Raw genomic sequence first — 22063 nt, forward strand, 5'->3', positions numbered from 1 at the left:
CCCCTTTGTTTATCGGGGCATTACATTTGTTGCGTTCACTATCATAGAGTTATAGGAAAGATAAACGTAAACTTTTTGGTGGTAATTGCGTAATTATCCGGGTTGAATAGAAATTTTTACTGAATGAGATATCATCTGGCTTTTTTGTGGGTATTAGTGTTGTTGGTGGGGATCATTGATTGGTTTTTGTGGCGGATTGTAATGACCGAAAAAACACGGTCAGGTTGGCGTAGATGGCTGGGGATATCTGGATTGATAGTGCTTCCGGTATTGTTTATATCCGGGTTTTTCTATTTCGGAACTCAGATTCCGGACGCTTCCTCACACGAAGTTTACAATGCATTCAGCACTTTTCTGATTGTTTTTCTTCTGGTATATCTTCCAAAAGTCTTTTTTCTGCTAATTTACGGTATAGGGCGTATTCCTGATGCTATTCCCCGAAAGCCTGCCCGGCAGCCGGAACGTCATTATCCCCGTATTACAAGAGCAAAATTCTTAAGTCAGGTAGGCATCATCATTGCCACGGCACCTTTTGTATCGCTTCTTTTTGGCGTATTGAAAGGACGTTATGCTTTTTATACCCGTCATGTAAAACTTATTTTTCCCAATTTGCCAACATCTTTTGATGGTTTTCGGATTGTCCAGATTTCGGACCTGCATTTGGGCAGTTTTGGCTCTAATCGGGAACCAATGAAGGAAGCCGTGGAACTGATCAATGCCGAAAAACCTGACCTCGTTCTATTTACCGGCGATTTGGTGAATAATTTTGCAGGAGAAACCCGTGGTTGGGAAGAGATATTGGGGAAAATCAGCGCTTCGATGGGCAAATATTCCATTCTTGGGAATCATGATTATGGTGATTACAGTACCTGGCCTTCGGAGCAAAGAAAAGCAGCCAATTTTAAAAGTATCGTTGCGTCTAACCGTAGATTGGGTTTCCAGTTATTACGTAATGAGTCGGTTACTTTAAAAAAGAACGGAGAATCTGTTGCATTAAGTGGTGTTGAGAATTGGGGACATCCGCCCTTTCCGCAATATGGTGATTTGGAGAATGCCTGGAATCAGACAAATGGCGAATCATTTAAAATTTTGATGTCGCACGATCCCGACCATTGGGATGCTGAAGTAGTTGGCAGGAAAAAGTATGATCTTACACTCGCCGGACATACCCATGGAATGCAGTTTGGATTCGAAATTGGGAAATACAACTGGAGTCCCGCAAAATATAAGTTTAAACGATGGGCCGGACTGTATCAGGTCGGCAGGCAGTTTCTCTATGTGAATCGCGGTCTGGGTTATCTGGGAATGCCTGCACGTGTTGGCATGCCTCCGGAAATTACGGTATTTACCCTGAAGAAGGGATAGGATTTCTGATAGCTTTTCCTCTGCTTTCTGTCTGGGTTACTTTTTCTTATTTACCAGGAAACTATTGAAACTGGTTGAAAACACAGCTTCATGGAAAACCGTATTGTTTGCCTCTCTCCATCCGCCACGGTATCCAATGCTGAAAGGCAATACAAATCGAAACAGGTGAAGGTCTGTCATTAACTCAATTCCTGAAGTAGTATAGGTATCCGAATATGTTTGTGTTTCTCCGCTGTTTATAAAACTGAGTTGATAATTGGTTCGTGCAGCATCAAAGAAAATGTTCAGTCTGAATCGTTTGATATAAGCAATGCCCGACAGTGACCAGTCCGGGTTCCATAATGGCATTTGATAGGTTGTATTCAGTACCAATAACTGGTCATTGTATATGGAGTTATACCCCCGTGGCAATCCTATTGCGTCACTAAATCTCTGAAAATTGCGGTAGGGGAGGTTGGTGTTAATTTCATCTCCTTTACTTTTCTTCTGCCAGCCGCCGCCAATGGTAAAAGCATCATGCCTGCCAATTCCCGGAAGGTAAAGTCGGCCGACTGCGGCAAGTGCTTCTCCCGAATTGTAGTTTCCAAAAGGAGTGTGCTTGTATATGAAACTGAGGGTTTGTCCCCATCGGGTGTTGACATCTCTGTAAGTTCCTCTTTGCTTATTGTGAAAATAAATGGAATAATCCATTGCCCAATAATCCAGCTCGGGATATTCAATGATGTTGGTTTCTCCGGTTTCGTAATATTGATCATTTGGGAGAACTTCAATGATATTTTGCTGATAAATTCTATTGCTTATATTTTGCCATGATAGTTGCACCCGGGGTTGAATCAGTCTGGACCATTTTCCACAACTCAAATCCAATGGTAATTTGATGCCCGTTTCCACTTTTATATGATTTTCTTTGCCGAGCTGATCAATGGTGAAAAGTTCATCTTCTCCAATGTAGATATTGTCAAATTCTTCGTTGAAATCTCCCCATTTTACATCGAAATCAATGATGGGAAACCAGCCTCTGTAAGTAAACCCGGCGTTGAATTTTTCGCGGCTTTTGGAGCCGGCAGCATTGTAGGCCATTCTGGCAACGGCTGTTCCCAGAAGGTTTTGATTCATCAGGGTTATACCGGGATAGAGTTCACTGTCGTCAATATTAACGTAGGCAGGGGCCCAGCTGTGGAGGTTAATGAGGTCCCATTTGCTGTAATTTTCAACAACGGGATCAAAATTACTTATGTTGGTTTTTCTGTTGGGTTCCTGATTGGTCAGCCTTTGCACCAACGGGTTGTTCAGTTTTGACGGCTGTGTCTTTTCTTTATAGGTTTGGTTTTTATTGATCTTTGTTATTTCATATCCCATTGGAGTGTAATGTGCATAATACAGAGAGGGGGCTGTTGGATGCACAGCAGGTGAAGTTGCCCCAAATCTTGACCGTGTTAATTGCCGTGTGATGTTCTTATTCAGGTCAATGCAGAAAATTTCCTCAGAATAAACTGTTGAAGCCGTAAACCAGAGGTTATTTCCGTTCTTAGTTGGGTGTTTAGGTTCATCCAAAGCCGGAGTACGTAACGTTTTCCATGTTTTATCAAAGGTATTCAGAGACACGATACTTTTTTGATTGTCCTGAAGGAGCACCATGACCAATTGTCCTGGAGTATTACTCCATGATGGATGCATAGGGAATGCGTTGTCGGGGATGGAAATCTGCTCAATAGCATTTCCTGTATTCAAATCAATCAAAGTAATGTAGAACTTATAAGATTTGGTAGTTTCAACAACTGCCAGGGTATCGCTTCCGGTTGAAAGTGCGGGAGCAAAATAGCGGGAATTTCGTGTTAATGTTTTTGTTTTTTCGTTGGCTCTGTCATAAAGCCTGATGATAGAATAATCTGCATTGGGCCAGCGAATGTGTGGTTTTGTTTCGCTCCAGGCAACCCATCGCTCATTGGCGGTGATGGGGTCTTCATCCCGATAGCCTGTGTAGGCGAGTGTTTTAGGCGAAGTCGCCGGATTTAATTCCACAATTTGTTTTCTGATGCCCGGACCGCTCATTTCTGCAAAGAGGTGCCCCTTGCGGGTAATAACCGGGAACCGAAAATCGGTATGGGTACCTTCCTGTGATGCGACAGGGGTTTGTTTTGTTAATTTTATGGTATCTTCGTGTTGCTTCCAGTAGGTTGAAATGCTGTCATATACAGACATATACAGTTTTTCCGGGGATGTATAGCCTGTTTTCTTTAAGCCTCTGCGAAAAGGAATTAGTGACCAGCTGTTTTTCCCCACATTATCGAGTACATCTTCCCAAATCCTGGTTCCATAACGGTTTCTTACTTCTGCTGTCAGGTGATACCCCATTTTGTAATAATCGGGCACAAAATCTTTGTAAGAACCCAGATAAGCCTTGTCGTAACTATCGGGGCCAAAGTGCGAGATTCTGGCCCGCAGAGGTTGTGTGAAAACAGGAAGTCTGCCACGTCCACTTTTGCTAAGGGTCGTTTCGGTAATAACAGCATCGCCTTCGATGAACCACATGGGCAGATAAGCGCCAAGAACAGCCCCAACAGCCTGTTGACCGGTGAACCAGGATGCTACTTTGGTAAATCCCTGATTCAGTTTGTCAATCTGAACGATGTGCCGGTATTCGTGAACGGCCAATTGTTGTAGCCAATCTGTGCTATAGTTACTTTGCGAAGGATTGGGATAGAGTTCTATTCGTTTGGGTGCCCAGGAAACAAAACCATTGCTGTAGGTAGAATGGCTGTGAATAAGAATGTCAATTTTTCCGGGATTGTGGTTCAGGGTGGCTTCAATCGAAGGGATAATGCTGTCCATAAAAATGGCGAGCTCCCGGGCGGGTTTGGAGAACTCTTCCGGAAATACCATCTTAAACTTTTCATGGTCAATTTTTTGCCAGGTGATGGAGGCCGGGTCGGCTCCGGAGGAATAATATTGTGCAGAGATTCCCCGAAGGAGAAGCAGAAAGAGCAGGAGAAGAATTATTTTATGATGCATAAGCGTTGGCTGTCGTCTGATGGTATTTAACCTGAATAATTCATAAATTTATAAGTCCTCCTAAAAGCGAGGCTTTTTCCTTTTAAAGGAATTCATAATATTGTTGTGTTTTTAAAAGGCCGAAGGTCTTTAAGCAATAGCCTGGGGAAACGCCCCAGAAAAATAGTAATAAATACTCTCTCCCCTCTCATTATTGGTCGCATTGCGACCAATAATGAGAGGGGGCGTGGGGATACCTCAACACCCATGGCGTTGCCCAGGGTTATTGCTCTCAGGCTTTCAGCCTGTTTACACCTTGCCTGTCTTATGTATAAGATAGGTTAATTGTTTTAAAACAACGCGGTGATAAAAATAGTTGTATTTAATTCAAGGTTGTCCCGGGTTTCACAAATGTAATATTTTTGAGATTATGGTGGAATGGGAAGAAATAAAACCACTCAGGACTCAGAGATTCACGGAGGAACGAGCAGGAACCGTGGGTTCTCTTCGTTTATGTCCTCTGTTTTTCACCGTGCGCTCTGTGGTAAAAAAAGAAGAATAAAGAAAGGTTTCGGAATTTTTACATGTTTTGGTTCAATATATTTGTCCAATTTTACAGACATTGTAAGAGTTATTTTTATGGAATTAAATTGAATATAGAAATGACAATAGAACAACAACATAGACGCCCGGTTATATATCAATTGTTACCCAGGTTGTTTGGGAACCGGAGCACAGCCAATATTCCAGGAGGAACCAATGAGCAAAACGGTTGCGGGAAATTCAATGACATTAGCAGTTACGCGTTGGAAAGCATCAAAGAGCTCGGAAACACCCATCTGTGGTATACGGGAATTATTGAGCATGCGCACCTGACCGATTACTCCAAATATGGCATTGCAAAGGACCATCCTGATGTGGTGAAAGGCCGGGCGGGTTCTCCTTACGCCATAAAAGATTACTATGATGTAGATCCTGATCTTGCCAATTCGGTGCCCGACCGGATGCAGGAATTTGAGGCATTGGTAAAGCGCACTCATGATGCAGGTTTGAAGGTTATCATCGATCTGGTGCCGAACCATGTGGCCCGGCATTATGTTTCTGATGCAAAGCCTGATGGAGTGACTGATTTTGGGGAGGATGATGATGTCTCCAAAGCATTTCACAGGGACAATAACTTTTACTATCTGCCGGGAACAAAATTTCAATCTCCCATAGTTGTACCCGGAAGTGAAAGTTGGAATGAGGAACCTGCCAAAGCAACAGGCAATGATTGTTTTAAGCCAAATCCTTCTGTAAACGACTGGTATGAGACCGTGAAACTGAACTACGGGGTTGATTTCCTAAAGGGAGAGAACCATTTTTCACCGGTTCCTGATACCTGGAAGAAAATGCTGGATGTGGTGCTTTTCTGGGCTTCCAAGAAAGTGGATGGTTTCCGCTGTGATATGGCGGCCTTGGTACCTGTGGAGTTCTGGACCTGGATGATTGATGAGGTAAAACGTCAATACCCATCGCTGCAGTTTATCGCTGAGATTTATGATTCAGAACGGTACCATGAATTTATTTTTAAAGCCGGATTTGATTTTCTTTATGATAAAGAGTTGTTCTACAATACTATGAGAGGAGTCATTAAAGGGCATCGGCCTGCCATTGAACTTACCTCCTGTTGGCAATGTACCGATGGTTTTCAGCATCATATGGTTTACTTTCTGGAGAATCATGATGAACAACGAATCGCTTCTTCTTTCTTTGCGGATAATCCGCAGAAAGCTCTGCCTGGTGTTGTGGTTATGGCAACGATGCAGCGCAATCCTCTTTTGATTTATTCCGGACAGGAGCTTGGGGAAAAAGGTATGGACAAGGAAGGATTCAGCGGTATGGATGGTCGGACTTCTATTTTTGATTACTGGAGTCCGGAGCGGATTCAACAATGGGCAGGAGATGGAGATTTCAAGGTAGACAATCTTCCTGATGAGGTACGGCAGTTGAGACAGAATTACTCTGTTATTTTGAATTTGTCCCATAAAGCACCGGCACTGATGAAGGGATTGTTTTACGATCTTTCCTGGAGTAACGTCCGCAATGAAGCTTTTAACTCTTCCTCTGTTTATGCTTATTTTAGATATTGCAGTGAGCAAATATTGTTGGTCATTGCTAACTTCTCCGGCAAAGACCTGGATTATCGTCTTCATGTTCCTCCTCATTTTTTCGACCTGGCCGGATTGTCCGAACGTTTTTATTTTACCGGACACGATTTGCTGAAGAATAATAAAATGCTTCAGTTTCCTGCTGAAGTAGCTTTAAATGCCGGACTAGGAGGGCATTTGAAAAAACATTCAGCCTCGGTTTATGAACTGAAATATGAGATGATGAAACGAGGTTAATAGTTAATTATCTGATGATTTTTCTATTTTTGTGATAGAAAAAATATACTAGTGTTCTATGATAGATTACTCACAGGTTACTATAGAAAATGTTGTTGTTCACCAGATTGGGAATCGTACCGAAGGCGAACCGGTAAAATTTTCCAAAAGCCCTCTGCGACTTTTCGACGAAGAAGTAGTAGGAGATGTATTGTTGTCTTACTTTTTCAAGCCTTTTAAAACGGAAGCCTATTTCAATTTTACAGATGAGAATGAGGAACCTGAGAATAACCCCGTTTTTAAATGGGTATCAGCAGTATTCGAAAGTCCTGATAAATTGTACGACACATCCATTGAGGTAGCTGAGTTTTTACATGAGAACTCCAACCATCCCAAAATCAGGGGAGGGGAATTTTATATGGCCTATTTCAGCAATTGTGTGGTTGATGGCGAAGTTACCGATGGCATCGGCATATTTAAAAGTGAGAACAAGGAAACTTTCCTTAAAGTCTATCTGAAAGACCAGACTTTTGAGTTGGGAACACAGGAGGGTATCAATATCAAAAAACTGGATAAGGGATGTATTGTCTTTAACACCGAGCGGGAAGCCGGGTTTAAAGTTTGCATGGTGGATAACATCAACAAAGGACATGAAGCTCATTTTTGGAAAGATGATTTTCTGGGCCTCATGCCCCGCGAGGACAATTATTATTTTACACGCAACTACCTGAATCTCTGTAAGGATTTTGTGACCGATGTGTTTAACGATGACCACGATGTGCCCAAACCCGATCAGATTGATATGCTCAACCGTTCCATCGATTTTTTCGATAAGAATAATAACTTCAAAAAAGAAGATTTTGAACAGCAGGTCATCCGGCAACCCGAGGTGATCGAAGCGTTTAACGATTATCAGGGAGAATTTGAAACCGAGAAAGCACTTCCCCTCAATGACAACTTTGACATTTCAAAAAGTGCCGTTAAAACCGAGAAAAAACATTTCAAGTCCATTCTGAAACTGGACAAAAATTTTCATGTATATGTACATGGCCGGCGTGAGCATATTGAGCGTGGCTTTGACCGCGACCGGGGAATGAATTATTATAAGCTTTATTTTGATGTGGAGCATTGATGGGATTGGTTGGTAGCTGTTGCTTCAGAAATGAGTAAAAAATTATTGTTTTCTTCTTACTTATTATTGATACAGGATTATTATATTTGTGCTACGGACAGTTAAATGTCAGCAATTTTCAGAATCAATTTGAATTTATTAATCTTTAAACTCTGTTTGATTATGGGAAAAGGTGATAAAAAAACCCGTCGGGGAAAATTGTTTATGAAGTCTTACGGTAAAACCCGTCCAAGACATGCAGATAAAAATAGTAAAGGAGCTGTGAAGAGCTCATAACTATTGTTTTTAATGTTTGAGAAAAGGCATTCCAGAGGGAGTGTCTTTTTTTATTGCTGAAAATTCTGTATTGTTTATTAAGAGGCTGTTGATTACTACGATCGTCCGTTAAAAGAAGCATAAACGCATAGGCATTATAATGCAAAGTCTTTATTGTGAGGGGGGTATGCATCATGCAATCAATAGTATAAATAAATAATTGCCAAATTCTTGAAAAAGTTTAAAGGAGTATTGTCCTCAGGTGTTAATCACTCTATTCGCTCCATTGCCCTAAACAGCTGATTGGCATTCAAGATGCAGCAGCTTCGGTTTCCCAGTCCTGCCTGTTTGAAGGCCAAAGCCACCCAGGTATTGCAGGTTCTGAATAAATGGTATTTTCTTTTGGACCGAAAAAAATAGCGGCTTTTTCGATACACTTCGCTGGCGACGGGGGCATTGGATTCGTCGCGCACCAGACTACAGGCAAAAAATCGGGTGAGCCGGTCAAATTGTTGTTTGGTTAGTTCCAGTTCCAGAAATCTGGCTTCACTGGAATAAGTCGATGAGATAGATCTGCTAAACGGGTAAATTCGCATTACACTCTGAGTCGGCCAGAGAATAGCTCTGGTAGCCAGTAAAACGGGACTTCCCGGAGTCTGGTAGAATTTTTCATCTCCCCAACTGACATCCACATACTGTTTATCCTTAAAAGTGGAGACTTCCGGCCATATTTCCGGATTAATTTTGTTAACGGGAAGGACAATCCCGGTATGCCAGGCCTGTTGTACCACATAAACCGTGATTTTATCGGACTCCCCAATTTCTGGTTCCTGTCCCCAGAGCACCCGGCTTATCAGGAAGAGAAAAAGTATGAGGTATTTTATCTTCATTAATACTTCGTTATGGCTTTTTTATAGCCTGGTAAATAGTTAATTGAAGAGAAAGGGGGGTAATTCTCTAATAATAAATCCTTTGCGTCTTTGCGTTTAGGCTTTTTTGAACGAACTATTGTTTCTGCTTTACTAATATAATGATTCTTTATATAAATTCTTGCCGGACAGATTCTTCACTACGTTACCAATGACATATTTTTTGTAATATGCAAAACATCAGTGGGTTAATAGTTGGCCCCCATTCGGGGACCTGGTTTCATTTGTTCCAGTTACCCCGGGTTATCCACCCGGGGTTATTCAAATTTGTCCCCTGCGGGGACGGGACAATTCAGTCATATCCGCATTATGACCCAAAATTATTTGGGGTAGCCACTCAGAATGACAAAAGGCTGAATATTTATAACTTTTTGGGGAGCATGATTATACAGCCTTTATGTTTTGAAAAAAGCTGTAAAACAGCTTTTAAATTCGTGCAATTCGTTAAATTCGTGGACGAAAAATAAGAAATGGCTTGAGCCATTTTTAATTTCTCAGATATCATATAATAATTTTTTGAATATGCATTTGTAGGATGTACCAATAAATAAAAAAAATGGGTAAACCACTTCCTGAAGAATTTTTGTTGCGTATGGGGCAACGGTTTGATAAAGAAGAGTTTGAATCCTTTGTGGAAAGTTTTGACAATGCCTCATCGCCTTCGGTTCGGGTGAACCCTGCCAAAAATGAAGAGCGGTTTTTGCAGTACGAGCAGGTTCCCTGGTGTCCCCATGGATTTTATCTTCAGGAAAAACCAGTTTATACGCTGGATCCTGCCTTTCATGCCGGAGCCTATTACCCTCAGGAAGCCAGTAGTATGGTGCTTTGGCATCTTCTGAAGAAAATAGAAAGAGAAGAAAACAGTCGGGATCTTAAGGTGCTTGATCTGTGTGGTGCTCCCGGCGGAAAATCCACTTTAATTGCTTCATTTCTGGATGGTCACGGGATGTTGGTGGCCAATGAGGTAATTCAATCGAGAGCGCGCATTCTTCGTGAGAATATCATCAAATGGGGGGCTCCTAATGTGGTGGTTTCACAGTCCGATCCCTCCGCTTTTTCTAAATTGTCAGGGCTGTTTGATGTAATGGTCGTAGATGCACCCTGCTCGGGCGAAGGAATGTTTCGCAAAGGCGAGGTGGCTCGTCGCGAGTGGTCGGTTGAGAATACCCGGCATTGTGCGGTGCGTCAACGCCGCATTCTTTCTGATTCCTGGGATGCACTGAGGGAAAACGGCTGGTTGATCTATTCTACCTGCACTTTTAATCCCGAAGAAAACGAAGAAAATCTTAAATGGTTGATGGATGAGAAGAGGGCAGAGATAATGAAATTGGAAGTGCCGGATGATTGGGGCATTGCACCGGTAGCAATCAACGATGGCAACGGACTGGCTTTTTATCCGCACAAAGTGCAGGGCGAAGGCTTCTTTGTGGCTTTGTTGCAGAAAAAGGACAGTCCCCGTTCTTTTAAAACCAACAGCGTCAAACGCAAACCGGTGAAAGTTCCCCGGGAATTAAGTGCGCTCATTAGAAATCCTGACCGATATACATATTTTGACCGAAACGAGCTTTGGTCAGCTCTTCCGGAAATGTATATGAATATCTTTCAGGCTATGCAGAAACAACTTTATCTGTTACACGCAGGTATTCCCCTGGGAACGATTGGCCGTAAAGGCTTTGTGCCCGATCATGCATTGGCGATGAGTTGGGAATTCAGTGACAATTTTCCTAAGTTGGAACTATCAGAGCAAAATGCATTGCGTTATCTTAAGGGAGAACCACCCATGGCTGAAAAGAGAACGGAGCGTGGTTTTTTTGCAGTAACCTGTAACCGAAATAGTTTGGGATTCGTTAAAAACGTGGGCAATCGCTTTAACAATCTCTATCCCAAAGAGTGGCGCATCAGGATGAATATTGAGAACAATCTTGAATAAATAAAATGTCAGAAATGCATGTGACCGACCGAGTTTTCTGATATTTGAATATTTTAGTGTGGAAACGCAAAAATAAAGCAGGTTAGAAAGTTGCCACATTTCAACTATTTTACTTTTTTTGTTTTATAATCGGATTACAATACTGTCGGGGCAATTGACAAGCTCTGCGGTTGTATAAGGGTTTTTGTATTACAAACGACAAATTTATTATGAAAAAATCTTTGTTTTTTTTACTGGCATTCGTGTTTATCCTGGGTTCTTGTGATGAAGATTCCAATGGAACTGTTACAAACGACAGTCCTTTTGCCGGTTGTGTAGCGAGTTTTGAGCAGAATGATGATCTGGAGATTGTGACCTTCAATTTGGAGAACTTTCCCAAATCCGGCAATACCATTATGCATACTGCCGAATTGCTGGAACATTTGAATGCAGATGTGGTGGCAGTACAGGAAATCAGCAATGCAGGTGCTCTGAATGAGCTTGCCAACCAAATGGATGGTTGGGAGGCCGTTTTTACCACATCTCCAACTTCTTACGGTCAATCGTTGGGATATCTGTTCAAGGCTACCGAAGTGGAATTGCTGGAGGAATCTACTCAGGTTTGGTTTGAGGAGGATACTTACAATTTCCCGCGTACTCCGTTTGTAATTAAAATAAAGCATCGCGACAGTGGTATGGAAACCATGTTGGTAAATCTTCATTTGAAAGCCATGGGGGATGATACATCAGTAGGTCGACGTCGTACGGCATCAACAATGCTTCAGGAATATATTGACACCAATCACCCTGATGATTTTGTGATTGTACTGGGCGACTGGAATGATGAGTTGAATGAGGACAAAGCCATAGATGATGTTTTTTCCAACTTCTCCGAAGCTTCAGAGTTATACCGTTTTGTTGATGAGACCATTGCTGACGGGGGAGAGCAATATTGGTCTTACCCTTCCTGGCCCAGTCATATCGACCATATCCTGATTACCGATGAGTGGTTCAGTTATTTTGAATCTGCGATGACCATCCGGGCTGACCAGTGTTTTGAAGATTATGAGGACTATATTTCTGATCACCGGCCTGTGGTTGCTGTTTTTGATGTGGATTAATTTTATTAACTTGAATGTTTCTAAAAAACCATTTTACCCTTTAACAGGGGATGCCTGATAGGCAAACAATGCAATAAAGCACTATATTTGCCGCGGCAAAATCAGACAGGCATGAACATTCGATTTGTACTGAACATATTGGGCAGGGTATTGATTATCCTGGGACTTTTTATGTGCACCAACTTTATATGGGTGGCTGTGTATGAGGAAGCTACTTTTTGGGGGCATTTTTATGCCTGCTTAATCACCTTGCTGGGAGGTGCAGGATTATTCCTCGGGTCATCTATTAATCTGAAGCCGAGTCTCGGGTTACGCGAGAGTTATCTGACGGTTACTTTTGCCTGGGTGGTTATATCAGCTTTCAGTACTTTACCTTATTTGTTTACCCAATCTATTGCTACTTTTGAAGATGCCTTTTTTGAATCGGTTTCCGGACTTACAACTACGGGTGCATCTATATTAAACGATATTGAAGCTTTGCCGCGCAGTGTGCTCTACTGGCGCAGTATGACCCACTGGATCGGAGGTATGGGAATCATCGTATTGGTGGTTGCCATTCTGCCAATGCTGCGGGTTGGTGGTTACAATTTGTTTAAGTCGGAAGCCACCGGAATATCCTATGAAAAACTAACTCCCCGTACTGCCAGTACCGCCAAGCGCCTTTGGGGAATCTATCTGGGACTTACTTTTTTACAAGTGGTTTTTCTGATGTTTGGCAATATGGATTTTTTTGAATCTTTGTGTCATAGTTTTGGAACCATTGCAACCGGTGGGTTCTCAACGCAAAACGACAGTATTGCGGGGTATTCTCCTTACATTCAGTATGTCATTACCGTGTTTATGTTGCTGGCCGGAGTTAATTTTACGCTGCATTATTTTCTGATTAAAGGAAAGTTTAAAAAACTGCGGCGCAACGATGAGTTGAGGACCTATTTGGGTATTATTTTAATTGCAGGTGTTGTTGTCACTGTTATTCTGGTGCGGCATCTGAATTTGGGAGTAGAAGAGGCATTCCGGAAAGCATTCTTTCAGGTGGTGTCTATTATTACATCTACCGGTTTTATTACCGATGATTATTTATTGTGGCCAACGCGGGGATGGTTTGTAATTTTCCTTTTGTTTTTTGTGGGGGCCAGTGTGGGAAGTACCGGTGGAGGGATCAAAGTGATTCGTTTGGTGGTTGCATTCAAGAGTTTCTATGTCAATTTTCTGCGCCTTTTGCACCCTAACTCCGTTATTGTTCTGCGAGTAAACGGAGAAGTGGTGGATGATGAAAAGGTCAGTACTATTCTGGGTTTTATTGTTCTTTACTTTGTGACTGCTTTTGTTGGTACTATTGTGATGATATTTATGAATGTGGATGCCATGACAGCAATGGCGTCGGTAATTTCATCCATGGGTGCCATAGGACCCGCTTTTGGAGAGGTAGGCCCGACCAGCAATTTTGCTATGATTCCGGATGGCGGAAAATTCTTCCTCTCTTTCCTTATGATTCTTGGGCGTCTGGAGCTTACCACTGTGTTTGTCTTGTTTACACTTGATTTCTGGAAAGACTGATTTTTTATTCCACTTTGTTTTTATTTCCTTTGTGCCCAAAATCAGACAGATAGCAGAGCAAGGAAGTCATGAATGTAGATATTGAACCAAAACCAACGAGGGAGATTATTCCAACCAATGTATTACAACAGACTGCCTTTTGGGCCCGTTTGAAAAATAAGCAGGGATGGGGAACTCATGCTTTTGATCTTTCATTGGGAAAAAGTGAGGCATTTTCGGGCACCCGCTTGAGGAAGCATGAGCGGGAAGGTGATATACTCATTACCTTGCGTGCTATTGGTGGCGGACGGTACATGGCTTATGTACCTTTTGGCCCCGAACAGTTGCCCGACGAAGAACGACGCGGTATTTGGCTGGAAGAGATCTCAGAGCAGCTGCGGAATTTTCTTCCTGAAGATTGTCTGTTTATTCGATATGATCTTTGTTGGGAATCTCCCTGGGCCAGAGAGGAGGAATATTTTTCGGAAGATGGAATGTGGCTGGGGCCTCCTGATGCCTATGTTCAGGAGATGCGCATGAATTTTGATACCAGAAATTTTAATCTGCGTAAAGCACCTTCCGATATGCTTCCTGCGCATACTGTGATGTTGGATTTGGATAAAGAGGAGGATGCCCTGCTTTCTGAAATGAAGTCAAAAACACGCTACAATATTCGCTTATCCCAGAGAAAAGGTGTTGAAGTGCGACGTGCCGGTATGGATGAACTGGATAAATGGTTTCGTTTATATGATGAGACATACACCCGGAACCGATTGGCAGCGAATGATTTGTCTTTCTTTGAACAGGTGTTTCAGACACGTGCCGATGATACAAAATCACCGGGTGAGGTGGATTTGCTTCTTGCAGAGAAAGATGGGGAGGCTTATGCCGGAATGTTTTTGGCCCGTTCAGGAGAAAGGGCCACCTATTTGTATGGAGCTTCCAGTGGTCAAGACAGGAATCTTCAGGCAAGTCATGCCCTTCAGTGGGGAGCTATTCAGCACAGCAAAACAGCAGGGTGCAAAGAGTATGATATGTTTGGTATTTCTCCAACGCCGGATCCCGAACATCCTATGTACGGACTTTATCGCTTTAAAACCGGATTTGGCGGATCAAAGGTACACCGACAGGGCTGCTGGGATTATTCTCTTGATGAGGAAGGTTATGAGCAATATCGGTTGGCAGAAATGAATGCTACCGGTTATCATCTTTGATAAAAGGGGATAAACCGCTTAAAAAAGATTAAACCATATAAGGCCTATGAGTATTTTTGGTTTTGTCTGTAATATTCGGCTTTTAGCGGCTAGTATTTTAATCTTTAAAAAACCAAACCTGACTTTAACCTTAGGCCAATCAATTTTCTGTGTATCTGAAATGTGAAAGATCACACATGATGGTTAGAATGCCCCATTGCCCACGCTCTCTGCTATCATGGCGCCAGACAGACCATATACCCTGCAAAAAACGCCACAAAAAGTCCCGCTTCCCATCGATCAGATTTTTTCCTGACACCTGTGAATATGGCAATAAAAAGGGCTACAGTTGCTCCCAGTAAAATTGTAAAGTCAGTGTTGAATGCAATACTAAAAGGCATTGGGCGAATGTTGGCACTGATTCTCAGAATTAGAAAAATGTTGAATGTATTGGAACCGAGGATGTTGTCCATGGCTATGTCGTTGCTTTTGTTTTTCACCGAATCCTGTGAGGTTACCAGCTCTGGCGGTGAAGTTTCGGCTGCCACGATGGAGAGTCCGATGGCCGGTTCATATTTGTTATTTTCTGGCAAGCGCTGGTGCACCGTCCACTAGCCAGCAGCCTCTTATAAGAAGGAGGACCAATCCTATTACCATAAACAATGAATTTATCAACCTAAAAACACATATACATCCATTCTAAGATATGTTGTTTGCGCTTTTTCTATTAATTTAGAGAAAAAATGTTGCCATGAGTCTCAGGAACCGATTAAACATCATTGTTTTTTATTCGAATACCAAAGCTGGAAAAACCTTTGATGTGGTTTTGCTCTGGGCCATTCTTCTCAGTGTTCTCACGGTGTTGTTTGAGAGTGTACCTGTTATGAATATTCGTTTTGGTGGTTTTTTAGAAAGGGTTGAATGGTTTTTTACCTCTCTTTTTACCCTCGAATATTTGTTACGGATATATATTAGCCCCAAATCTAAAAAATATGTGTTCAGTTTTTGGGGTGTGATTGATTTTCTGGCAGCCATTCCTTCCTGGTTGAGTGTCCTTTTTCCTGCTGCACAATTGTTGTTTGTTATTCGTTTTTTAAGGTTTATCCGGGTTTTCAGAGTGCTGAAATTGGCTCGATTTACTTCGGAGGCAAAAACTTTAGCCAGCTCTTTAAAATCAAGTTTGTATAAAATCACCATTTTTTTTACGGCTATTCTTATTCTTGTATTGTTTTTGGGAACACTCATGTATGTTATCGAGGGTGCTGATGAGGGGTTTGACAGCATACCCAAGAGTATTTACTGGGCAATCATTACCATTACCACGGTGGGATATGGTGATTTAGTACCTCAGACCGATTTGGGAAAATTTATTGCTTCCTTCGTTATGCTTATTGGTTACGCCATTATTGCCGTTCCTACAGGAATCGTGACAGCAGAGATATCACGTCAGAACAATATTCGCGTCAGATGCAACAAATGTGGCAGGGAAAATTTATCGGATGCCAGTTATTGCAGTCACTGCGGTGAGGTTTTAAGATGAAAATTCCGTTACAGAACAGTATATTAGGATGTTTGATTGGGGCTCTGTCTTGGTTTGTATTACTCCGTATATTATCTTTGCAATCGATTGCTGAAAATATAACTCTCCTTCCCAAAGGTTATTAGTTTAAAACTTCACTTTATTACTATGATTTTTCGTTTGCGTGAATTGGGATTTCATTTTTCGATTCGGTTATCTTTTATTATTGCGACCTTGTTTCTTTTTACACATCAACAGGCAAAAAGTTGTGATGAGCCCGGAGAGGTCCATGCTGTTGACATTATCTCCGTCTTTTTAGATTTTCCATATTTCAATCAATACATTCGGGAGTCGCTTCCGGTAATCAATTATGTTCGGGATCCTCAGGTATCGCAGGTACATGTGAAAATCAGTCGTCAGCGGTCAGGTGCAGGCGGTGAAAACTATGTCATAAGTTTTCTGGGCCGTCAACAATTTGAAGGGATGAACAATGAAATCACCTATTGGGCCCCAGCCTCCAATACACAGGATGATACCCGACGCGGATTGATAGAACGCCTGAAGTTGGGACTGGCACCTTATCTGGCAAATACCGGGTTGAACAGTTTAATTACCGTGAATATCAGTGACAGTATAATGAATATGGATCGAAAACCCGTCGAAGATCCCTGGAAGAACTGGGTATTTGAAATTTATGGTGGGGCTAATTTGTATAAAGAGGCATCCCAAACCAAGTTTAATTCCCGTTGGGGATTTTATGCTGATAAAGTATCTGATGAGTGGAAAATGAGAATGCGACCCTATTTTAATCTGAACAATAGTAGTTATATTTCTGAGGAGGACGGAGAAAGAGAAAGTCATAATTATCGTCATGGTTTTCAGGGGTATATGATTCGAAGCCTGGGGCAGCACTGGTCGGCTGGTTTGTTTTTGAATATGCTGGCCAGCACTTTTCATAACATGAAGTTCAATATAGAACCCACACCAGGTATTGAATACAGTCTTTATCCTTATTCTGAAGCTACTGAAAAAGCCATCACTTTTGCATATACCATGGGGGCTGCCCAGAATTACTATCTGGAGGAGACAATATTTCTAAAAAAGCAGGAGACTCTTTTTAAGCATGCCTTGCGCATAGCTGTTGACTTTGATCAACCCTGGGGGGCTCTTTGGGGAGGAATTAAGGGGTCTCATTATTTTCATGATTTTGATGCCAACCGGCTGGAGTTTTACTCCGGGTTCAATCTGCGGTTGATCAAAGGTCTTTCGCTAAGTTTTCGAAGCGACCTTGATTTGACAAACGATTTGTTGACCATCCCTGCCGGAGAAGCAACTCTGGAAGAACTCCTGCTTCAGGAAAGGGCGCAATCCACCAGCTATCAAATCTATACCAATGTGGGGATTTCTTATCGTTTTGGTTCTGAATTTTCGAATGTTGTGAATACCAGATTTTAATTTATACGGAAAACAGATAGATCCACTCTTCCCGGGATTGCCTAATCGCGCCGGGGAAGGGTGGTTTTTTTTTATTAGAATGCTGGATTTTATCTGTTTGGCGGTATTTCTTTGCAAAATAAGTTTAAAAAGTAAAAAATACTTTTTAAATTAGCGGGCTCTTAAGCAAACTCACACAATCTATGGAAAAGTTTAATTTTACAGAGCATTCACATCGCCGGTTTAACCCGCTGAACGGTGAATGGATTCTGGTTTCACCACATCGCACTAAACGTCCCTGGCAGGGAAAAGTGGAGAACCTCAATGAGGAAAGACGACCCGAATACGATCCGAAGTGTTATTTGTGTCCGGGAAATGAAAGGTCAGGGGGACAAAAGAATCCCGATTATGCCGACACCTTCGTTTTTCAAAATGATTTCAGTGCTTTGGTGCCTGATGTCCCCAATGGCGAATTTTCGGATGGAGAGTTGTTCTATGCCAAAAGTGAACAGGGTTTTTGTAAAGTGATTTGTTTCTCGCCGCGCCACGATCTGACTATTCCCGAGATGGATGTGACGAATATCAAAAAAGTAATTGATCTTTGGCAGAATGAGTACCGTGAATTGGGAAAACTCGATTTTGTCAATTATGTGCAGATATTTGAAAACAAGGGAGACATTATGGGATGCAGTAATCCTCATCCGCATGGGCAAGTCTGGTCACAGAATTCCATCCCCGGTGAACCAGCTAAAGAGCAGGAGCGGCAAAAAGCCTATTATCAGAAACATGGGCGAACGATGTTAGGCGATTATGTGAAAAGAGAATTGGAGCTAAAAGAACGGATTCTGGTTGAAAATGATTATTTTGTAGCATTGGTTCCCTTCTGGGCTACCTGGCCTTTTGAAGCGATGATTCTTCCCAAAAAGGAAGTGGCAAATCTGATACAGCTGTCGGATGAGGATAAAAAGGCTTTTGCTGATTGCTATAAAAAGCTGACTGTGATGTACGATAATCTTTTCGAAACTTCTTTCCCGTACTCGGCGGGTGTGCATCAGGCTCCAACTGATGGAGAAGAGCATCCCGAGTGGCATCTGCACATGCACTTTTATCCACCGTTGCTTCGTTCGGCTACCGTCAAAAAGTTTATGGTTGGTTATGAAATGATGGCCAATCCCCAGCGGGACATTACGGCTGAGCAGAGTGCTGAAAGACTCCGAAGTCTGCCTGCAGAACATTACAAAACGAAGTAATTTGGACAATAATCCAAAAAATAATCGTATTATGGCAAAAATAGAATCCCTTGTTCAGCGCATTAATAATGGTGACAATAAAGCGTTTCAGCGCTTGTACGGAACCGATGCCGGCGAATTGAAAACTCAGGCTGAACGTTACACCCAATTGATGGAGGAATTCAGATCTCTCTTTGGTCAGGATGATGTGGAATTGTTTTCTTCTCCCGGAAGGACTGAAATAGGTGGAAACCATACCGACCACAACCACGGGCGTGTACTGGCAGGAGCTGTCAACCTGGACAATATCGCAGTTGCTGCGCCCAACGGCACAGATATCGTTCGAATTAAGTCGGCAGGATACCCAGAGTTTCAGGTAGATCTATCCAATCTGGAGCCTGATGAAAAAGAGCATTATACCTCCACGGCTTTGGTCCGTGGAATTGTGGCTAAAATGAAGGCCAATGGATATAAAGCAGGTGGTTTTGATGCCTGCATCGAAGGTCGGGTGCCTAAAGGCTCCGGACTCAGTTCATCTGCCTCGTTTGAAGTTTTGATTGGAGCCATCGTCAATCATTTGTTTAACGATGGAAAGATGGATGCGGTTGAGAATGCTATTATCGGGCAGTGGGCGGAAAACAATTTCTTTGGAAAACCTTGTGGCCTGATGGATCAAACAGCCTGTTCGGTAGGTGGTTTGATTACCATTGATTTTAAAGATCCAGCTGAACCAATAGTAAAACCCATTGATTTTGATTTCGTTTCCTCCGGTTACTCCTTGGTGATTACTGATGTGGGAGGGGGACACGATGATCCCGCTTCCCAACAGGAATATGCTTCGCTTCCCACAGAGATGAAATCGGTAGCCCGGGAATTGGGAGCCGGGGTACTCCGTGAGGTCAGTCTTGAGCAAATAGTGGAAAAAATCCCGGAAATCCGTGATAAAACCGGAGATCGCGCTATTCTGCGTGCGATTCATTTTCAGGGTGATAACCAGCGGGTGGCCGATCAGGTGGAGGCACTGGAAAATAATGATTTTCAGGCATTCCTGAAGATGGTGGTTGAATCGGGTCAAAGCTCCTACATGTACAATCAGAATATCTATGACATCACCCATAAGGAGGAACAGGTAGTATCTCTGGGGCTGGCCCTTAGTGAAATGGTGCTGAAAGGCAAAGGTGCCTGGCGGGTTCATGGAGGTGGTTTTGGTGGCACCATTCAGGCTTTTGTCCCTCAGGAGAGCTTGCAGGAATATGTGGCAACGCTGGAACATGTTTATGGGCAGGGAAAATGTCATACCATGTTTATCAGGCCAGAGGGATCCATAAAAGTGGAACTTTAATCATTTCAAAGAGGACATATTTTTTTAAAAGGGTGAAAAAAATCATGATTTTTTTAAAGCCCGGGAAAATAACCATACTTTTGTATAACCACCGGAGGTGGTAAGACTTCCACTCCGGTTGTTTACACATTTTTGATATTTTGTTTATTTGCAGAAAATGAAAAACAAAGTTATTGGAATTGCTTCTGATCATGCCGGATACGACATGAAAGAAATGGCCAAAAAATACCTCGAAGGGAAGGGATTTACGGTGGAAGATTTCGGTGCTCCGTCGGCAGAAAGTGCTGATTATGCCGATTTTGCACATCCTCTGGGGCAGGCCATTTCAGGAGGAGAATTGAAACAGGGGATTGCGTTTTGCGGAAGCGGAAATGGCATCAATATTACTCTGAATAAGCATAAAGGTGTTCGATCTGCTTACAGCTGGAATCCCGAAATTGCACGTCTGGGAAGGGCTCACAATGATGCCAATATCTGTGCCATGCCTGCCCGTTTTCTCGAAGCAGACCAGATCAAAGATATCATAGATGCTTTTCTGACTACTGAATTTGAAGGTGGCCGACATCAGCGGCGTATTGATAAAATCGATTTGTAATTAGTGTCTGTCCATAAACTAAGCGTTTTTCACGTGTTTGAACTAGAAAGTTCAAATTCAAGGCGTGTGAAAAATCTAAACCGCAGAATACTAATGTATTTGAGGATTTAGATTTTGAGCAACAACGCAGAAGTTGGACTTTATAGACGGGCACTAATTAGTCTTTGCAAGAAAATACCAACGACTATTCTTTTTGAGGAACCGTAACGGTTTGCTGCACAATTGCAGAAACCTGAAAAATTCCCAGAGCACCATTCCTGATGTTTCCGGTGATAGGGACTCCCGGCGGAGGGGTGAACGGGTTGGCGCTGACCCGGTTTTTCTCAGCGGCCTGAACAAAGTTATAGTATTCTGTGCTTACAGACAATGCATAAACATCAATGGTGTCTCCGGGATTGGCTTCTATGTTTCCAAAGAGTTGGGCATCCTCAAGCCAAAGGTTGTTGCTCAGCTGATCGGTATAATGTGACCAGACCTGCACCGAATCATACCGGATATCGTTGATGGTGTATTTAAAAAGAAATCTTTCATCTTCCCGCTCGTTGTCTTTCACCCAGCCGGTGACTTCATATATGTTATTGTCGTCTGTTTCCCACCGGTCTTTCTGCACTTTTAGCGAATGCATGTTAACAGAGGGAGGCATGATGGATTGAGCTGCATAAACTTCTTCATCAATTTCTATATTCAGATAATAGGTGGTGTCTATTCCCGGTTGAAAATTTTCAGGAGCAATGTATTGTCCATTTCCAATCCATTCAAATGAATAGGTGGTTTGCTCATCTGAAACAGTCACCTCTGCATTATCGATTGTTGCAATTTTCGATCCGTCCATATAAGGGGCAGTGCGTGTGAGTTCAATGGTACGATAATCGGGATGCTTGCCCAATATGCCGTACACCACCGGTAACTCCTCATTCAGGATTTCTATACCCGGATCAAAGGCGATGCGTTCACAGGCAATGGTAGATATAATCACTAGAACAGGAAATATAATTTTCTTAAACGAATTCATTACTTCAAAATGTTTATTTTTCATATTCTCAAATTTCTAACTTCTAACCTCCAGCTTCTAACTTCTAAGATCCAGCTTACAACCTACAACGTCTAAGCTCTAACTTCCAACATCTAACCTCTAAGATCCAGTCTC

Annotated in this window: 17 protein-coding genes; 13 read left to right on the forward strand and 4 right to left on the reverse strand. The window is 42.4% G+C overall.

The annotated features are described in order from the left end of the window. Positions 1-123: 123 nt before the first annotated feature. Positions 124-1365, forward strand: a complete 1242-nt coding sequence (locus W7W_RS0104135) for a metallophosphoesterase (RefSeq protein ID WP_010662576.1) — start codon at positions 124-126, stop codon at positions 1363-1365. Between the two features lie 36 nt (positions 1366-1401). Here the strand turns inward: W7W_RS0104135 and W7W_RS0104140 are convergent, their stop codons facing one another. Continuing rightward, positions 1402-4377, reverse strand: a complete 2976-nt coding sequence (locus W7W_RS0104140; protein ID WP_010662577.1) for a TolB-like translocation protein — start codon at positions 4375-4377, stop codon at positions 1402-1404. 641 nt (positions 4378-5018) lie between these two features. Between W7W_RS0104140 and W7W_RS0104150 the strand changes: the two genes are divergently transcribed. The 3 genes from W7W_RS0104150 (at position 5019) to W7W_RS24025 (ending at position 8130) form a co-directional block, all read left to right on the forward strand. Continuing rightward, a complete protein-coding gene (locus W7W_RS0104150) occupies positions 5019-6743 on the forward strand; it encodes an alpha-amylase family glycosyl hydrolase (protein ID WP_036162884.1) in 1725 nt (574 codons plus the stop codon). Between the two features lie 58 nt (positions 6744-6801). Continuing rightward, positions 6802-7854, forward strand: a complete 1053-nt coding sequence (locus W7W_RS0104155) for a nucleoid-associated protein (RefSeq protein WP_010662580.1) — start codon at positions 6802-6804, stop codon at positions 7852-7854. A gap of 162 nt (positions 7855-8016) precedes the next feature. Beyond that, a complete protein-coding gene (locus W7W_RS24025) occupies positions 8017-8130 on the forward strand; it encodes a 30S ribosomal protein THX (protein WP_081485154.1) in 114 nt (37 codons plus the stop codon). Between the two features lie 248 nt (positions 8131-8378). Here the strand turns inward: W7W_RS24025 and W7W_RS0104165 are convergent, their stop codons facing one another. Further along, a complete protein-coding gene (locus tag W7W_RS0104165) occupies positions 8379-8999 on the reverse strand; it encodes a DUF2459 domain-containing protein (RefSeq protein WP_010662581.1) in 621 nt (206 codons plus the stop codon). A gap of 595 nt (positions 9000-9594) precedes the next feature. Between W7W_RS0104165 and W7W_RS0104175 the strand changes: the two genes are divergently transcribed. From W7W_RS0104175 to W7W_RS0104190, 4 genes are all read left to right on the forward strand, one after another. Further along, on the forward strand, positions 9595-10968 hold the full coding sequence (locus W7W_RS0104175; RefSeq protein ID WP_010662583.1) for a methyltransferase RsmF C-terminal domain-like protein: 1374 nt from the start codon (positions 9595-9597) through the stop codon (positions 10966-10968). 209 nt (positions 10969-11177) lie between these two features. After that, complete coding sequence (locus W7W_RS0104180; protein WP_010662584.1) at positions 11178-12068, forward strand: endonuclease/exonuclease/phosphatase family protein; 891 nt, start codon at positions 11178-11180, stop codon at positions 12066-12068. Positions 12069-12179: 111 nt separating this feature from the next. Continuing rightward, positions 12180-13625, forward strand: a complete 1446-nt coding sequence (locus W7W_RS0104185; RefSeq protein ID WP_010662585.1) for a TrkH family potassium uptake protein — start codon at positions 12180-12182, stop codon at positions 13623-13625. A 68-nt stretch (positions 13626-13693) separates the two neighbouring features. After that, positions 13694-14818 (forward strand): lipid II:glycine glycyltransferase FemX, encoded by a 1125-nt coding sequence (locus W7W_RS0104190; RefSeq protein ID WP_010662586.1) that lies wholly within the window; start codon positions 13694-13696, stop codon positions 14816-14818. 215 nt (positions 14819-15033) lie between these two features. Here W7W_RS0104190 and W7W_RS0104195 read toward each other — a convergent pair whose 3' ends face one another. After that, a complete protein-coding gene (locus tag W7W_RS0104195; protein WP_025006772.1) occupies positions 15034-15390 on the reverse strand; it encodes a sodium:calcium antiporter in 357 nt (118 codons plus the stop codon). A 158-nt stretch (positions 15391-15548) separates the two neighbouring features. On the opposite strand from W7W_RS0104195, the gene W7W_RS0104200 reads away from it, so the two are divergent. The 5 genes from W7W_RS0104200 (at position 15549) to W7W_RS0104220 (ending at position 20916) form a co-directional block, all read left to right on the forward strand. Beyond that, positions 15549-16337 (forward strand): ion transporter, encoded by a 789-nt coding sequence (locus W7W_RS0104200; protein WP_010662588.1) that lies wholly within the window; start codon positions 15549-15551, stop codon positions 16335-16337. Positions 16338-16484: 147 nt separating this feature from the next. Beyond that, entirely contained in the window at positions 16485-17771 is a 1287-nt protein-coding gene (locus W7W_RS22775; protein WP_010662589.1) for a hypothetical protein, read from the forward strand. Positions 17772-17953: 182 nt separating this feature from the next. Further along, positions 17954-19000: a UDP-glucose--hexose-1-phosphate uridylyltransferase gene (locus W7W_RS0104210; protein WP_010662590.1), complete on the forward strand. Its 1047-nt coding sequence runs from the start codon at positions 17954-17956 to the stop codon at positions 18998-19000. 31 nt (positions 19001-19031) lie between these two features. Continuing rightward, the gene (locus tag W7W_RS0104215) at positions 19032-20321 is read left to right on the forward strand and encodes a galactokinase (RefSeq protein ID WP_010662591.1); all 1290 of its coding nucleotides are present in this window, start codon (positions 19032-19034) and stop codon (positions 20319-20321) included. A gap of 157 nt (positions 20322-20478) precedes the next feature. Further along, a complete protein-coding gene (locus W7W_RS0104220) occupies positions 20479-20916 on the forward strand; it encodes an RpiB/LacA/LacB family sugar-phosphate isomerase (protein ID WP_010662592.1) in 438 nt (145 codons plus the stop codon). Positions 20917-21100: 184 nt separating this feature from the next. On the opposite strand, the gene W7W_RS0104225 is transcribed toward W7W_RS0104220, so the two are convergent. Further along, on the reverse strand, positions 21101-21952 hold the full coding sequence (locus W7W_RS0104225) for a DUF4249 family protein (protein WP_010662593.1): 852 nt from the start codon (positions 21950-21952) through the stop codon (positions 21101-21103). Positions 21953-22063 lie beyond the last annotated feature (111 nt).

Origin of the sequence: Marinilabilia salmonicolor JCM 21150, from assembly GCF_000259075.1 — a bacterium.
In the GTDB taxonomy this organism is placed as follows: Bacteria; Bacteroidota; Bacteroidia; order Bacteroidales; family Marinilabiliaceae; genus Marinilabilia; species Marinilabilia salmonicolor.